Here is a 16,303-nt window from a genome sequence, read left to right as displayed (position 1 = left end):
TGCTAACTCACAAAGATGAATAACAAAGACATACGGAAGCAAATCCGTGATGAGCTCCGTTTCAAGGCCTTAAAAGAATTTCAAGCCAGATTACCAATGAGCCAGGATCAGTTCAAAAACTTATTTGACTATCTGGATTTAGCTTTTGAACATGAAAAATGCAATGATGATCATGCCTTAACCATTAGGTTTTTAAACATAACAGGAATTAATAATGTGGAGGATGTTATAAAATGGTTAACAGATCATAATGGGTTCTGCGATTGCGAAGTATTGGCAAATGTTGAAGAGCAGTTTGAATTTTTATGGCATGTTTAGGAGATTATAAATTATGAGGACGCCAAATCAAACGTTGGTACTTGAAAATTGTACCATTCAATTATATGATGAAACAGGTTATGAGTCTGATTCCTCCGACTATCTGCATGTTTACGAGAAAATTTACATAAGTGGCAATCATCGTCAGACTACCTCATCTGTTGGGATTGAATTAATTGTTGATGATTTAGTCATCGCAAGTTGTTTAATCAACTCTGAGGGAGGAGCTACGGCAATCACTGAAAATACAATTTTAATAAGTTATAATAGCTTGGTAATTTGTTGCTCTAATACTGTATTTAAACTAAGCTTACCATCATTGAGCTTAGAATGGAAAACTGTGGCTGATGCTTTCACTTGTTTTGGTATATATTATCTTGAAGAGGATTATTTGGTGCATGGCGAATTGGAGCTTAGTCGATTGGATAAAACAGGAAAAATATTATGGCAGAATGGCGGTCGCGACATTTGGACAACCCTGGAAGGAAAGTATAATATTGAAATTTGTGACAATTACATCCTGGCAGTAGATTGGACTTATACTGCATACAAGTTTAGTTTTGATGGAAGAGTACTCGAAGAATATCAGGTAAGTCAGAAAAACCAGTTTGGCAATACCCCAGAGCGAAAGAAAAAATGGTGGAAGTGGTAGTCTTTATCGTTAAGCAAGTAGTTTTAAAAAATAACTTTTACCCATGCAACAACAAGTGATTGACTTACTAAACTATGGTTTTACCTTAGCTAAATGGTTGCTAAAAGAGCAAGATGGAGAATTTTATCCTATCGCGGTTTACAGTGATCGAATTGGTAAGTCGATCCAATATCTGGCTAATTATGGCGACGATTTTCCGCTAAGTACTGAATTAATTAAGCAATTGGAGGCTGACCTAAAACAAATGCTCGCTCAGAAAGATTTAATTGCTTATGCTATCATCTACGATACCCTAATAACGAACGCTCATGGAGATAAAAGTGATGTATTAGTAGCCAAATTTTATAGCACAGAAAATCAGAGTGGCGGACATTATTATTTGCCTTATAAGAGTGAAGCAAATGAAGTTGTGTTTCTTGAGGGGTGGGTGGAGTTTTATGATAGGTTTTAATTTTGATAAGAAGAGGAATGTTGGGCGCTTAGATTCCCTTATCTAATTTCTACTGTAATAAACAGTTCGTGTCATATTTCTAATAGTTTATGAGCGTCATATTTTTTATTAAAAAAAAGATAACTACCTTGGGATTGCGAATCATCCTACTAATGCATCTTTTTTAATAGTCTAAGGACAGAATACAAGTTGAAATTAACCTCAATACGGCATTTGTTTGCAACTATATTGCTGTCTTTTTAACTTTTGAATAAGCATTCTTGGGGGCTGTGGCAACAAATTTTATAATCCCATCCCAATTATATTATGCGTGCATTTTTTATTAATGTTCTCAAACATTATGCTTCTTCAACTCTTGAAGAGTTTACCGATAATCCTCTAGCCAATTTATTACGAACAGATTTTCCGAATGCCGTTGAGGAAATTGTTGCTGAACCAGAAAAATATATATTCAAAGGATCAGCTGGCCAAAGTCGCTGGGCGGCTTGTCCTTGGGTTGCAATCCTTGATGTATTAGTTACGAAAACGACACAAGATGGTTATTATCCCGTTTATATATTTAGGGAAGACATGTCAGGCTTCTATTTAACCTTAAATCAGGGTGTAACTAGTGTTGGTTTAGAAATTAAGGGTGGGTATCGGAAAGTTTTGAAGAATAGAGCTGAAGAGTTGAGATCGCGAATACATTATAACCCGCAATTATTTTCTTCAGCTGAAATTGATTTAAGAAAGAATAAGACTACCAAAAGCCATTTGCCCGGTGATTACGAAGCAGGAAATATCATTTCTAAATTTTATAGCTTAGTTGATTTACCCGCACAAGATGAATTGATTGCTGACTTGAAAGCAATGTTATTGATATACGCTCAGTTAGTTGAGGCAACAAATTTAACTTCGGCAAGTCAAGAGGAAGAAAATGAAGAAGAAAAAATCAAAAACTCAAATCGGACTGAAATTGAAAAAGAGACATTGATTAAGGCTAGATTAGGTCAGGGAACATTTCGAAAGAATGTTGTTAACCAGGAAAAATGCTGTAGAATTACGGGTATATCTGATTTGGCTTTTTTAATTGCCAGCCACATTAAACCCTGGTGCAAATCGAAAGATGATGAAAAGCTTGATGGTAATAATGGGTTACTTTTAAGTCCACATGTTGATAAGCTTTTTGATAAAGGTTTTATCAGTTTTACTGATAGTGGAGATATATTACTTAAAGATGAAGCAAAAGAAGTTTTCGAAGCCTGGAATCTTAAAAAGGCTAATGTTGGAGCATTTAATAAAAAACAGCAAAAATACCTAGCTGACCATAGAGATCGGTATAGGTTTAAAGTGGATTAAACAAAGCTTTCCAAGAGTACATTACTCCCGAATTTTATTTTCTTCCGTTAGTAGATATATTGAATCTCAATGATCCCTTTTCACGAACGCTTACCCATAAATCTGTTAAAGGCAAGTTTTAATAATACTGCTGCAGCCTACAAATTCTATTGGTTTCTATCTATTTTAGAAGAGGTGGAACGAGGAGAATATTACATTCCTAAGCATAGGCTGTTTGTAGTTATGGTAGCTACCAGCTGGTATACGATTAATTATTTTAATGTTAGTTTTGGTAAACAAGATCAATTACATAAAGCAGTTGGTCTTATTGCTTTAAGCGAGAACCTCACCATAGATGAGGATCGTAGCAGGATAAAAAAACAATTAAATAATAGTACAAATAGAGAAACACTAAAAGCCTTGTGGCATTTTAATAAACAAGTACCCCATCGTTTTTTAAGCCCTTGGTTTCCTGCAAAGGCTGAAAACTCAAAATTTATTTATCAAGCATCCAGTCAATTTGAAAATGATTGTTTGTATGCTGTTGATGAAACCCATATCACCATTAATCCGGTCTGGGTAAATTACCTGATGTCTAACATTGGGGTTTTAAAAGACTTTTGTTATTGGAACCTGAGTTTATATTTACAGAAGCACAATCCAAATGTGCCCGATATTCCTAATAAATTGATTAAGCCGGCCAAAAGAAATGGCTTGCTGAAACAACGGAATTGCTGGAATATGGTTATTGCTGAATTGGGAGGAGTGGATTGCATATACACCAATTCAAGGTTACATGAAAAAGCTTTTGCAGTAGAACATTTTATTCCTTATGCATTCGTTTCGCATGATTTGTTTTGGAACTTAATCCCAGCTAATCCTAAGTTCAACAGTTCGAAATCGGATAAATTACCCAAGTTGGATAAATACTTTGATGCTTTTTATCATCTTCAAAAGCAGGCGATAGAGATTATAAAGGCTAAATCTATTGAGAAGAAAATATTAGAGGATTACCTAAGTATCTTTCCTGATCTTGATCAGGTGGATAAGTTACCCGATTCGTACAAAGGAAAGTTTAGAACAACGATCGAACCTTTAATAACGATAGCAAGTAATAATGGATTTGAGTTTATGGTTTGCTAATAGTTTAAACCCTCAAAGCTTTTGCGTTCAATTTCTCTTCTGTAATTTAGGTTTTTAAATCAATTTCAATGCGTATCCAGATCATCAGCGATTTACATCAGGAATTTGGCTTTTCGGCTTTAAATTTTGAAAGGGCCGATGTGGTTATATTGGCTGGCGATATTAATTTGGGTACTAAAGGAATTGCATGGATTAAAGCGCATATTCCGGATAAGCCGGTGTTGTATGTGCTGGGGAACCACGAATATTATAAAGGTGCTTATCCCAAAACGCTGCATCAAATTGTAGCAGAAGCAAAGGGTTCGAATATACAGGTGCTCGAAAATGAGCGCTTTGAGCTTGATGGGGTTCGTTTTCATGGCGCTACCCTATGGACAGACTTTTCGCTTTTCGGAAATCCCATTGAATACGGGATAATTTGCCAGGGGAAAATGAATGATTATAAACAGATTCGCCGTAATCCTTCCTATAGTCGGTTGCGCAGCATCGATACTTTTAAGGTCCACCAGTTTTCGAAACTTTGGTTACAAAACAGCCTCGCCGAATCGGCAGCTTATCAAAATGTGGTGATTACGCATCATGCTCCCAGTATCCGGTCGGTGCCGGAGGCCTACCAAAACGATCCGGTGAGTGCGGCTTATGCTTCTAATCTGGAAGATCTGATTGTACAATATCAGCCGAAGTATTGGATACACGGGCATATCCATACTCCTGTGCGCTACCACATTGGTTCCACTGAAGTAATTTGTAATCCACATGGCTATTTAAATGAGCCTTATAATGGTTATGAGAAGCAGTTGATTGTTGAGCTGTAAGTGTTTAGAGGGTATTCTTTTATGGTCTCCTATGCCGGAGGGCAGGGTGCAGGAAACCCCTTGCCGTCATGCTGAATTTAATTCAGCATCTCTCATTTGCTCGTGGCGGTTAGGGAGAGACCCTGAATCACCCGTCCGACCAGCCGGGCGGAAGTTCAGGGTGACGGCTAGAGGGGATCCGTCATTCCCGCGCAGGCGGGAATCTTAATTCGGTTGCTATTTCCTTTCCCTTCCCACTGGCTTGCCTCGGCTACCGATATAAAATCGGTACAGGTCAGCCGCCGAACCGCTCTTACTTTTGGCTTGATCCAAAAGTAACAAAACCTGAGCGCAGCGAAAGCATGCCCGCCGATTAAAACAACAACAAAAGGGGCATAAATCAAGGCCTGGATCTTTTCTTGTAAAAACCTACGAAAACCTTAATGGCGGCAGTTTCTAGGCGCTTGCCGGCCCTTAGGCCAACGCACGCACTTGCTCCTGCCTTGGGCAGCGGGGGTATGAAAGGTTGTGCAAAGCTTTTCGTGCTTTTTCCTGCGAAAATCTCCTATGCCGGATGGCAGGGTGCAGAAAAACCCTTGCGTCATGCTGGTCCGATAGCCATCGGATTGATTGAAGGGTATAGAGAATCATATTTAACGTTGTCATCCTGAGCCTGTCGAAGGACTTTTGTTACTCCGCGCTCAAACCTCTCTGTCATGCTGAGCGCAGCGAAGCATCTCTCTATTGCTCGTGTCGGTTAGGGAGAGACCCTAAAACACCCGTCCGCCCGGCCGGTCGGAAGTTCAGGGTGACGTCAAGAGGGATAGTGATAAATGTTTATCCTGCATCCTTTCCTCCGAAGGGGAAAGGTGCCGACAGGCGGATAGGGAGTAAAACAAAAAGGCCAGCTCATCCGCTTATAGCGTGAGCCAGCCTTAATACAGTCGCTTTTATACTTTAATACTCTACATGATAATCTTTCGGGAAAGGTTTCGCGGCCCAGGCTTTTTTAGCCGTCCAGTCGGCGGCTGGGGCCGACCAGAATTCGTCGCTGGCCGGTAAGCCCAAAGGCAGGAACGACAGCGTAGCCATGTATAAACTACCTGTAGAGGTATAATAATCGGCTATTTCGGGATCGTGACCACAAAAACCGAGTTGTAACCAGCCTTTGGCATCGAAAGTACCTGGGGTATCGTATAAATTCTGTTTTACTTTGGTTAATGCCGAGCGTACCTGTGCCGGTGTAATGGTATCGGGCAATTTATGCATTAAAGCCACCTGACTTAAAGCCTGGAAAGCACCGGTACGGTAGGTAATGGAACGGCCTATAGGCGGGTAAGTACCTTCGGGCGAAATCATCCGCTCCTGTCCTACCACGTAACGCTGCATGCGTTTTAAAGCCAGGTCGTAACGCTCCTGTTTTGCTAGTTTATGATCAACCATAATGGCCAGTGTATCTACCATCATCGGGTGAATTACAAAAGAATTGTAGTAATCGAAAGCCAGGTTTGGTCCGTCGCCATACCAGCCATCACCTTTGTACCAGCTGTTAAGTGCATCTACCCCTTCGTTTAAACGGGCTTCGTCATGCTGCTCGCCAATGGAAAGCAGAAAGGCTTCGGTAATAGAGCCAAACAGCAGCCAGTTATTTTTAAAAGGTTTGCGGTTGCGCAGCGATTTAAAAGCGGCTATAATGGCCTGTTTGGTTTCGGGTTTTAATGGTTCCCACAGGGCTTTAGGTGCCCTTAAAAAGGTTTGGGCCAGGTAAGCCGAATCTACAATGGGCTGGTAATCTTTACTAAAATTCAGTTTATCGGGGCTGTTTGGTGCAAAGCAATTGTCTAAACCCTGAACGGCCTGTAAACGGAGTTTTTTTCTTAAAGTACCTTCTGCTGTAGCATCATCAGGCAGGGCCAGCCAGGGAGCAATACCTGCGTAAGTACGGCCCACAGCCTCTAAATAAGATACGGTTGGAGAACGCGAATCGAATTTAGGTGCCGTAATTAAAGGCATGTTTTTAACCAGGGTGCCGTTGGCCAGGTTTTCTACCACCGGACTGGCAATTTTATATAAGAGTTTGTACCAGTATTCGCGGTCGTTTTTAAGTCGGTTGGGGGCTTCGACTGGCGTTGTAGCCGAGAGTACGGTTTTAGGGCTAAATAAACCGAATACTCCGGTTAAAGACAGGGCTCCTATAAAATTTCTTCTTTCCATATTGTAAGGTTATAAATACCAGTTTTTATAGCGCATCAGCGCCTCAAGATAGTAATAATCGGCATAGCTTAAAGGTACATCGATTTCTGATTTAAGGGGCAATGCACCGGTGCTGTGCATTAACAGGAAACCACCGTTTTGGCCGGGTTTGGCACTGTAAGCTGCTGATGAAAGCGAAACAATCATCTTTTTGGCTTCGCCCACAAATAACTTTTGCTCGCTCTTGCTGCTGTACTGGCCCAGTTCTAATAATGCCGAGGCAATAACGGCTGCGGCAGAAGCATCGCGATAGGTATTCGGGATCCCAGGTGCATTAAAATCCCAGTAGGGCACCTGATCGGCAGGCATATTGGGGTTATTAATAATAAAATGGGCAATGTTTTTGGCCTGTTCCAAATAGCGCTTGTTTTTGGTAAAGCGGTACATCATGGCATAGCCATACAAGGCCCAGCCCTGTCCGCGGCTCCAGGCCGACTCATCGAATGCACCCTGGGCAGTTCCTTTTTTCAATACTTTACCGGTGGTCATGTCGTAATCTACTACGTGATACGAACTGTAATCGGAACGGAAATGGTTTTTTAACGAGGTATCCGCATGGTGAATGGCAATTTCCTTGTATTTCGGGTCGCCACCGTGATCGCTTACCCAGGCCAGCAGCTCGAGGTTCATCAGGTTATCGATAATTACAGGGCCTTTCCACAGTTTATTGCTGTTCCACGATTGGATTACCTTGGCTGCGGGGCGGTAACGTGTAACCAGCGAAGCGGCAGCAGTATCGATAGTGGGTTTGTAGGCCGCTTTGCCCGTAATGCGGTAAGCATTGCCGAAACTGCAAAACATCATGAAACCTAAATCGTGGTTGCCGGTGTAGTGTTTTTCTTTTTCGAGTATAGCCAGTCGTTTTTCGGCTTCTTTAAGGGTGGCCTGATCTTTAGTGTACTCGTAAATGTAAAGTAATGAGCCTGGGTAAAAGCCACTGCACCACCATTGGGTATCGCTGGTTTCGAGCCGGTTACTTTTGGCGTAAAAAGTTTTCGGCATGCGGTTATCGGGTGTGGTTTTGGCCAGGATCTGATATTGTTGCTGTGCAAATTTAAACTGTTTATCAATCAGGCTTCTCATCGCTTCCTTCTCATCAACTGCTTTTTGGGCGGGGCTAATTGCTGCCGAAGCCAGTAAACAGATGCTGAACAGTAGTCTCTTCATAGTTTAGGTATATTGTGGATTAATTAAATTCGGTTAAGCCGGTACGGCATTTTACTGTTGGTTCTGGCAAAATTGTGTTTTTGCAGACTCAAAAAAGACGAAAATCCTAAGTGATGGGGTAGAAAATCCTAAAGGGAGGTGTGGGATGTAACGTTTTGGATATAGCGCATGATTATAGGGATCGTCATTGAGAAGCAGGGTTGTGTAAACCCCTTGTCGTCATGCTGAACTTGTTTCAGCATCTCTTATTTGCTCGCGTTGGTTATGTCGAAACCCTAAAGCAAATCCGATAGCATGCGCGCTATGTAGACCCTTCGACTCCACTATCAATGACAGACACCTAATGAATGTCGTCATTGCTGAGAAGGCTTTTTCAGCCGACGAAGCAATCTTTGCAGCAAGAATTACCGGCATGAAAGATTGCTTCGTCGTTCCTCCACGCAATGACGTGTTTTTCGATAAGGATACCTGAAACACCCGACCGGCCGGGCGGAGGTTCAGGGTGACGACGAGGTGGTGGGTGACAGCCGAGAGGGTTACAGCTGATTTAGGTTAATCGATATAGATTCCGCGGTTCCGCTGCGCTACTCTCGGAATGACGGGTTTCTTTAGGAGTCAAGTTTACTATCGGATTTGTTTTAGCATTTCTTATTTATTTGTGCGAGCTACATAGAGACCCTGAAACAAGTTCAGGGTGACGATCATAGCAGAGGTCAAAACACCACCTTAATCACTCTGTTCATATTTTCTCCAAGCGGCATTAAATCCCTGTCGAAAGTAATCTTCAGGCATTCTTTATTCTGTTTCCAGTTGAGCGGTGTATCGGTATCGGCCAGCATTACGGCTTTAATCTCGAGCATGGCGGTATTTAACGATTTAATAATCAGTTCGCCGTTGAGGGCTTCTTTTACATGAATTTGCAGTTCATCGTGTTTGCCCGAGTAAAAAATAATGGGTTCCAGCATCCTGATGTCGACCGCGTTTTTTAATGGGTTTGCAATGGGCTTAGTGGTTCTTTCAAGCGTCATGTTTGGGGCGTTATGGTGTAAGGGAAAGGATAAATTTGGGCTAAGGCCAGGGTTGGTTTTGCCGGCCAATAAGTGGGCACAACGGGTGGCCCACTTATTCCGGCTATTGATCAACTAACTCTTTTTTGTTTGGTACAACAGCCTGTTTGGTACTGGTTAAACCAATGGCCAGTCAGCTGCAGTTATTTGCATGAATCAAATTTGATACATTACTATCGAAAAAAAGACGAAGATTCTAAAAGAAAGGGTAGAAAAATCAGTAATATCGCATTAAAATCCCGGTACAATACTAAGGAGAGTAATCATCTTCCTATATTTATTGGACAGCTAACTAACTAGAACCTACAAAATTGAATATGAGATGTGATAAGCCCGTCGGGCTATTGCTTGGCCTGCTAATTTTCCTTACTTTTTTTTCGGCAAAGGGCCAGCCTGCGGTTTCTTTTTCAAACCTCACGGTCGAAAACGGCCTGTCGCAAAATTCTGTAATTGCTATTGCCCAGGATAGCACGGGGTTTATGTGGTTTGGTACGCGCCAGGGGCTTAACCGTTACGATGGCTATCGCTTTAAAATTTATAAAAGTGAAATTAAAAACCCGGCCAGTATTTCGGGGGTCGAAATTACTTCGCTGTTAACCGATAGTAAAGGGGTATTGTGGGCAGGTACCTCGAGCGGATTAAACCACTACAATGCACAAAACGATTCGTTTGTGCGCATTAAGGGCTTAAGCAGCAATAGTGTGGAAGCTATTTATCAGGATCGCAATAAAAATGTTTGGGTAGGTACGCTAAACGGATTAAACTTACTTACTGACCGGGCAACCAATAAGTTTAAGATTTTTCGTTTCAGCAGCAGGAACGGCGATCCGGTTAACAGCATTTATAGCTTTTGCGAAGATAAAAATGGTAATTTATGGGTAGGCACGGGTAATGGGGTAGTTTTATTGCGCCACGATCAGGGAGGCTACCATTACAAAAAAGTGGATTTCCCTTCGCCCCTGCCTTCTAATTACATTACCGCCATTGTTGCCGATGAACAGGGAAATATCTGGATGGGTACCAGCAATGGCTTATGCCAGTTTAATGTAGCACATAACAGCCTCAGGGTTTTTCAGCACGATAACCAGAACCCCGGTTCGATTATCCATAATGATATCAGGGAAATTATGCCCTACAAAGGCAATTTATGGGTGGGCACGCAAGATGGTTTGAGCATTTTAGACCCTACCCTGGGTACTTTTACCAGTTGCCAGCACGATCCGGAAGTGAGCAGCACCATCAGTCACAATTCTATTCACAATATCTTTAGCGATAAAAACCGGAACATCTGGATCGGAACTTATTTTGGCGGGGTAAACATGGTTTCGCCGGTATCTACCCGCTTTAGAGTTTACCGCAACAGCAGGTTTTTGCCCAGCATTAGTGGCAATGTACTGAGCTCGGTGCTGGAAGATGCCCAACACAACCTCTGGATTGCCACTGAAGGGGGCGGCTTAAATTATTACAACCGCAAAACCAATACTTTTAAGAGCTACAAAAGCAATTCTACAGATTCATCGAGCATCAGCTCGAACCTGATTAAGGTAATGAAGAAAGAAGGCCCCAACAGCGATAAAATTATTATTGGTACACACCGTGGGGGGCTGAATATCTTCGACCCGAAAACAGGCAAAGCCCAGCACATTAAAAACGTGCGCGATTCGTTAGGGGTTGCAGGTTCGGCCGAAATCCTGGCGCTCGAAGTAGACCGCCGCGGTACCATCTGGATAGGCTCGCTTAACGGGCTTACTACGCTGGCCAAAAAGGATGGGAAATACCCTCCCCATACCACCAAAAGTATTTTAGACCGTTATTTGCGGCGCAAAAATATCACCAATATTTACGAAGACAGCCGTGGCGACCTTTGGATTTGTACCAATATGGGCCTGTATCAATATAACTTTAAAACAGGCGTATTGGCGGTTTTTCATAAAAATGAAAGTAAAAGCAACCAGCTGCAATCTGATTACATTAACTGCATTACCGAAAACAGTGCCGGCGAAATGTTAATTGGAACGTACTTTGGCGGTTTGAGTATTTATAACCCTAAAACCAAAACCTTTAAAACCTTTCAGGAAAAAAACGGACTGATTAACAACAATGTACTGGGAATAGTGGAAGATGCCAGTCATAATTTATGGCTCAGCACGGCCAATGGTTTATCGGAGCTGAACCCGGCAACGGGCAGGTTCAGGAATTATACCAAAAGTGATGGGCTGGCAGGCAATGAGTTTAATGCGCGTTCTTACTTTATCGATAGCCGTGGCGAAATATTTATGGGCGGTATAAACGGGCTTACTTCTTTTTATCCGCGCGAAATTGAACTGAACAACTATGCTTCGCCATTGATTTTTACCGGATTAAAATTGTTTAACCAGTATGTAAGTGAAAAAGACGGGCAACTGGCCGAAGAAATCAATACAGGCCAAACGCTTACTTTTAATCACGACCAGAACAATTTTACCATCGAGTTTGCCCTACTCAATTTTGTAAAACCCGACAAAAACAAATACACTTATTTTTTAGAAGGTTTTGACCGTGGCTGGAACGATATGGCTACGCCTAGTGCCACTTATACCAATTTACCGGCGGGCAATTACCGCTTTATGGTAAAAGGTGCCAATAACGATGGTATTCCGGGGGCAAAAGTAGCCAGCATTAACATCAGGGTACGCCCGGCTTTCTGGGCCAGCTGGTGGGCTTATGGGCTTTATTTATTGCTGTTTTCGGCCATGCTCTTTCTCATTGTACGCTACCTTTTTGTACAGGCCTTGTTAAAACGGACAGAGGATGTGCAGCGGGTTAAACTGCGGTTTTTTACGCATGTTTCGCACGAAATCAGAACGCCGCTTACGCTGATATTAGGTCCGCTTGAAAACCTGCTGAAAAGCACCAAAGACCTGCCGGTAATTAACAACCAGATTTTGCCGATAAAACGCAATGCCGACCGTTTAATGCAGCTGGTAACCGAGCTGATGGATTTCAGGAAAACGGAAACGGGTAACCTGAAACTGCAGCCGCAGCAACAGGATGTTGTATTGTTTTTACGCGAAATTTTTAATGCCTTTGAGCAACTGGCCGAAAGCCGCAATATTACTTATCATTTCGAATACAGTGGCGAACCGATACTGATCTGGTTTGATAAATTGCAGATGGAAAAGGTTTGTTTTAACCTGCTCTCGAACGCCTTTAAATTTACCCGAGATAACGGAGCAATTAGTGTTAGCATTAAAGAAGTGAAGCAGGAGGTACAAATTGAAGTGCGCGATAATGGTATCGGGATTCCGGAAAGCAGCACCAGCAAGCTCTTCAGCGATTTTTTCCAGGTAAACAGTCCGGGTTTTGTGCACATTGGTTCGGGTATCGGCCTGGCGCTATCTAAAAGCATTGTAATGGCCCATAATGGCGAGTTGTTAATGGCCAGTGTACCGGAAAATGAAACGCAGGCCGGCGATACCTGTTTTACCGTTATCTTAAAAAAAGATAGTAGCTGGGTAGAGCAGCTGGAGCCTTATGAGCCAGCTACCGATGGGCAGGAAAGCAGTACCTATGTGGTGCCTATGCCAGTGCCCGATGTGGTGGTGGGTAGCCTGAACCCGAAGCAGAACTTTAAGGAAACGGTTTTACTGGTGGAAGATAATCCGGAAATCAGGCAGTTGCTGCGCAATACCGTTGGGCTAAACTACCAGATTTTAGAAGCAGAAAACGGTCAGGTGGGTTGGGAAATGGCCAGCGAGCAGTTGCCCGATCTGGTTATTTGTGATGTAATGATGCCGGTGATGAACGGACTGGATTTATGCCGCCTGCTGAAAAGCGATGAACGTACGGCCCATATCCCGGTGATTTTGCTAACGGCCAGGGTTTCGCAGGCACAACAGGTAGATGGTTTGGAAACGGGTGCGGATAGCTATATTACCAAACCTTTCAGCATTGAGCTGATGTTGCTGAATGTGCGCAATTTGCTGCAATCGCGGGCTAACATGCGGCGTAAGTTTGGCGAGCAGGCCAACCTGAACCCGCAGGATGTAACGATTAATACGGTAGACCATAAGTTTATGCTTAAGCTTACCAAGTGTATTGAAGAGCGCCTGAGCGATCAGCATTTTGGGGTGCAGGAACTGGCCCGCGAAATTGGCATGAGCCAGCCGGTATTGTACAAGAAAATAAGGGCCATTACTGATTTATCGGTTAATGATTTTGTAAAATCGATCCGTTTAAAAAAGGCCGCAGTTTTACTGGAAGGCCGGGTTTACAATGTTTCGGAAGTGGCGCATCTGGTGGGCTTTAACGATCCGAAGTATTTTAGCCGCGAGTATAAGAAACAGTTTGGTTATACACCGAAGGTTTATTTGAGTAATCAGAAGGGGAAGGAGTGAGAGAGGCATAGTAGGGTGTAGCCCCTCGCCGTCATGCTGGTCCGATAGCTATCGGACTTGTTTCAGCATCTCTCAATAGTGTACGCTAGTCAAGAAGAGACCCTGAAACACCCATCCGACCGGCCGGGCGGAAGTTCAGGGTGACGCTCCCTTTCGCAAATCCGTCATTCCCACGAAAGTGGGAACCACGAAGTGCTCAGCGAAGCTAATCTTAATGCTTTGGCTGTTTTCTTTCCGCTCACCGCCGCGGGGGCTCTTTCTTTTCTCTTGATAGAAAAGAAACAAAAGATCAAGGCTTGGACCTGATGTTGGATAAAATCGTCAAAGCTTTTATAGCGGCAGCGCAAGCCCCGACAAAAAGTCGGGAAAGACACGCTGCCTTGGACAATGCTTTTTTGAACGGTTGTGGAAAAGCTTTAACGTTTTCTCCGGCCATCATCTCCTATGCCAGATAGCAGGGTGCAGAGGATCCCCTTGCGTCATGCTTTTCCCTCGCCGTCATGCTGAATTCATTTCAGCATCTCTCAATAGTTTACGCTAGTCAAGAAGAGACCCTGAAACAAGTTCAGGGTGACGAACTTAGTGTAACGTAAATTGATCTATATCTTACTCCCTTCCCTAATCGTCTAAATAGATTCCTCGGTTCCGCTGCGCTGCTCTCGGAATGACGGATTTTCTTAATATGTCATGCTGAGCGCAACGAAGCATCTCTGAATAGTGTACACTAGTCAAGAAGAGACCCTGAAACACCCGTCCGACCGGCCGGGCGGAAGTTCAGGGTGACGTTGAGTGTTGGTGAACAATCCCCGCAGGGAGTAATCCGGGGAACTAATTCCCCCGGATTACTTTAATCTTATTATTTCCGGTATCGGCGATATAGAACTTACCCGAATATTTATCGTACCAGATGCCAACCGGGCCATTAAAGCGGGTGGCTGTGGCCGAACCCACGGCATTGCCCGATGTAGTGGTACCCATCAACAGGTTAAAAGTAGTATTGGTTTCTACTTCAGTGTTAATTGCCGAGAGGGTATGGTTACCGGTGTTGGCCACATATAACTTGCCTCCGGCTACGTAGATCCCACGTGGCGAACTAAAATTGGTAGTAGCTCCTTTACGCAATACGGTAACAAAACTATTGGCCAGGTTTATTTTACTGATGGAGCTGCCATTCCAGCTGGCCACATAAAGTCCGGTTTCATCGTCGGTTAAAGCTACACCCCATGGAATCTGGAAAGTTGCTGCTGTACCTGTTCCGCCCAATACACTACTGGTACCCGAACCGGCAACCGTTGAAACGGTGTTATTGGATAAATCGACTTTACGCACTTTATTGCCACCCCATTCGGCTACGTATAAATAACGGTTCGCTTTATCAAGGGCAATACCTGCCGGGCGGTTAAACCTGGCAGTGGTACCGGCGCCATCGGTGGTACCGCTTGATCCGGCTGCGCCTGCAATGGTACTTACGGTTGCTTTTCCATCAGCCGCAATTACAATTTTCCTGATAATATGACGGGTATCATCGGCTACATACAAGGAACCATCAGTACCGCACCTGATGCCGTAAGGCGCGCTAAACTGTGCGTCTTCGCCGGCGCCATCAACAGTACCAGCAGTACCGTTGCCCGCTAAAACCGTGGCATTGCCGGTATTATCAACCTTTATAATCCGGTTGTTACCTGAATCTGTAATGTAAATATTCCCTTTGCCATCGGTGGTCATATCCTGCGGACCGTTTAACGATAAACCATTATTGAGTACGAGTTCGGTAGATTGCAGGTTGGTTAAAACCGGGCTGGTATAAGCCGGCGCCTTTAGTGTAAGCACTGCCTTCTGTTTTACGGTAGCATAAGTAGGCACATCAGCTACAACCGAATAATTGGTAAAATAAGTATTGTTGAGCATTTCTACTTTCACCTGTGCCGGTTGCGGTATCATCAGGTTAAAATTACCAGAAGCATCGGTAAGCATGGTTTTAAAGAGTGTAAACGCGCTTTCGCCGGTTTTCTTCACATATACATTAAAACTGGTATTGGCTACATACTGCAGGTCGAGTGCATCGGAAGCATTAAAGGCAAACAGCGCACTGGTTGATACTTTGAGCTGGGTACTCTTGCTGTTTTCATCAAGTAAATTAACCGAAACCGAATCGGGACGGTAAGCGGTGGTATTGCCGATTTTAACCTTTACCTCGGTTGGGTAAGGTAAAGAAAGCAGGAGTTTGCCGCTGGCATTGGTTTTTTCTGAACCATTATCGATAAACTTAGCAGTACCAATTTTACGGTAGCTTACATTCACCAAAAAATCGGCCAAAGCTGTTGATGAGGCACTATCTAATACGCTGATATCAACGGTTGACATGCCGAATTTGGGTTTGGTATGTAAAACCAGTTCGCCATTGCTGGCATTTTGCATCAGTAATTCTTTCGAATCGTATTTGTAAAAAGCGGTATCAATTTCGGCCCTGAATAAATTGGGGAAAGGTACCTGGTAGGTTAATTCGCCCTGCGCATTGGTACGTACGGTATCTATCACCTGAAAGGCAGCGCTGGCATCAATTTTACGACTGATGAGGATTTTAACACCAGGTTCGAGGCGGTTATCCTTATCATTCATCACCTTTACCTTCAGTGTTGTTTTTTCGGTTGTGGTATCGTTAAAAGCTTCGTTGGCAAACTTTTTACAGGCTGCAAGCCCTAAGGCCAGGCCCAATATGAGGATGTAGTAAGTTTTTTTCATGCTGTTGGGTTTAGGTTCAAAAT

The 16,303-nt window shown here is 43.3% G+C and carries 11 protein-coding genes; 7 read left to right on the top strand and 4 right to left on the bottom strand.

All coding sequences use genetic code 11. The features are described 5' to 3' along the window. Positions 1-15 precede the first annotated feature (15 nt). From BLR37_RS08480 to BLR37_RS08455, 6 genes are all read left to right on the top strand, one after another. Positions 16-318 (top strand): DUF2695 domain-containing protein, encoded by a 303-nt coding sequence (locus BLR37_RS08480; RefSeq protein WP_090767138.1) that lies wholly within the window; start codon positions 16-18, stop codon positions 316-318. Positions 319-331: 13 nt separating this feature from the next. Next, a complete protein-coding gene (locus BLR37_RS08475) occupies positions 332-970 on the top strand; it encodes a hypothetical protein (protein WP_090767135.1) in 639 nt (212 codons plus the stop codon). 43 nt (positions 971-1,013) lie between these two features. Next, positions 1,014-1,421 carry a hypothetical protein gene (locus tag BLR37_RS08470; RefSeq protein WP_090767132.1) on the top strand — a complete coding sequence of 136 codons (408 nt, stop codon included), beginning with the start codon at positions 1,014-1,016 and terminating at the stop codon, positions 1,419-1,421. Between the two features lie 306 nt (positions 1,422-1,727). Further along, a complete protein-coding gene (locus tag BLR37_RS08465; RefSeq protein ID WP_090767129.1) occupies positions 1,728-2,759 on the top strand; it encodes an MrcB family domain-containing protein in 1,032 nt (343 codons plus the stop codon). A gap of 69 nt (positions 2,760-2,828) precedes the next feature. Next, complete coding sequence (locus BLR37_RS08460) at positions 2,829-3,881, top strand: HNH endonuclease domain-containing protein (RefSeq protein ID WP_090767126.1); 1,053 nt, start codon at positions 2,829-2,831, stop codon at positions 3,879-3,881. A gap of 68 nt (positions 3,882-3,949) precedes the next feature. After that, a complete protein-coding gene (locus tag BLR37_RS08455; RefSeq protein ID WP_090767123.1) occupies positions 3,950-4,696 on the top strand; it encodes a metallophosphoesterase in 747 nt (248 codons plus the stop codon). 936 nt (positions 4,697-5,632) lie between these two features. On the opposite strand, the gene BLR37_RS08440 is transcribed toward BLR37_RS08455, so the two are convergent. The 3 genes from BLR37_RS08440 to BLR37_RS08425 form a co-directional block, all read right to left on the bottom strand. Further along, the gene (locus BLR37_RS08440; RefSeq protein WP_090767114.1) at positions 5,633-6,889 is read right to left on the bottom strand and encodes a DUF2264 domain-containing protein; all 1,257 of its coding nucleotides are present in this window, start codon (positions 6,887-6,889) and stop codon (positions 5,633-5,635) included. Positions 6,890-6,898: 9 nt separating this feature from the next. Beyond that, a complete protein-coding gene (locus tag BLR37_RS08435) occupies positions 6,899-8,095 on the bottom strand; it encodes a glycoside hydrolase family 88 protein (protein WP_090767110.1) in 1,197 nt (398 codons plus the stop codon). Between the two features lie 713 nt (positions 8,096-8,808). After that, positions 8,809-9,123, bottom strand: a complete 315-nt coding sequence (locus BLR37_RS08425) for a hypothetical protein (RefSeq protein WP_090767104.1) — start codon at positions 9,121-9,123, stop codon at positions 8,809-8,811. A 356-nt stretch (positions 9,124-9,479) separates the two neighbouring features. Here BLR37_RS08425 and BLR37_RS08420 point away from each other — a divergent pair, with 356 nt between their 5' ends. Then, positions 9,480-13,538 (top strand): hybrid sensor histidine kinase/response regulator transcription factor, encoded by a 4,059-nt coding sequence (locus BLR37_RS08420; protein ID WP_090767101.1) that lies wholly within the window; start codon positions 9,480-9,482, stop codon positions 13,536-13,538. A gap of 828 nt (positions 13,539-14,366) precedes the next feature. On the opposite strand, the gene BLR37_RS08415 is transcribed toward BLR37_RS08420, so the two are convergent. Further along, a complete protein-coding gene (locus BLR37_RS08415) occupies positions 14,367-16,280 on the bottom strand; it encodes an NHL repeat-containing protein (protein ID WP_090767098.1) in 1,914 nt (637 codons plus the stop codon). Positions 16,281-16,303: the final 23 nt, after the last annotated feature.

The organism is Pedobacter soli, from assembly GCF_900101435.1.
GTDB classification, from domain to species: domain Bacteria; phylum Bacteroidota; class Bacteroidia; order Sphingobacteriales; family Sphingobacteriaceae; genus Pedobacter; species Pedobacter soli.
The sequence above is the reverse complement of the archived record's forward strand: the minus strand, read 5'-3'. Positions and strand labels throughout refer to the sequence as shown.

Excerpts from the sequence above, each read along its gene's own strand:
- BLR37_RS08480 (WP_090767138.1), top strand. The coding sequence starts at position 16 with ATGAATAACAAAGACATACGGAAGCAAATCCGTGATGAGCTCCGTTTC.
- BLR37_RS08475 (WP_090767135.1), top strand. The coding sequence starts at position 332 with ATGAGGACGCCAAATCAAACGTTGGTACTTGAAAATTGTACCATTCAA.
- BLR37_RS08470 (WP_090767132.1), top strand. The coding sequence starts at position 1,014 with ATGCAACAACAAGTGATTGACTTACTAAACTATGGTTTTACCTTAGCT.
- BLR37_RS08465 (WP_090767129.1), top strand. The coding sequence starts at position 1,728 with ATGCGTGCATTTTTTATTAATGTTCTCAAACATTATGCTTCTTCAACT.
- BLR37_RS08460 (WP_090767126.1), top strand. The coding sequence starts at position 2,829 with ATGATCCCTTTTCACGAACGCTTACCCATAAATCTGTTAAAGGCAAGT.
- BLR37_RS08455 (WP_090767123.1), top strand. The coding sequence starts at position 3,950 with ATGCGTATCCAGATCATCAGCGATTTACATCAGGAATTTGGCTTTTCG.
- BLR37_RS08440 (WP_090767114.1), bottom strand. The coding sequence starts at position 6,889 with ATGGAAAGAAGAAATTTTATAGGAGCCCTGTCTTTAACCGGAGTATTC.
- BLR37_RS08435 (WP_090767110.1), bottom strand. The coding sequence starts at position 8,095 with ATGAAGAGACTACTGTTCAGCATCTGTTTACTGGCTTCGGCAGCAATT.
- BLR37_RS08425 (WP_090767104.1), bottom strand. The coding sequence starts at position 9,123 with ATGACGCTTGAAAGAACCACTAAGCCCATTGCAAACCCATTAAAAAAC.
- BLR37_RS08420 (WP_090767101.1), top strand. The coding sequence starts at position 9,480 with ATGAGATGTGATAAGCCCGTCGGGCTATTGCTTGGCCTGCTAATTTTC.
- BLR37_RS08415 (WP_090767098.1), bottom strand. The coding sequence starts at position 16,280 with ATGAAAAAAACTTACTACATCCTCATATTGGGCCTGGCCTTAGGGCTT.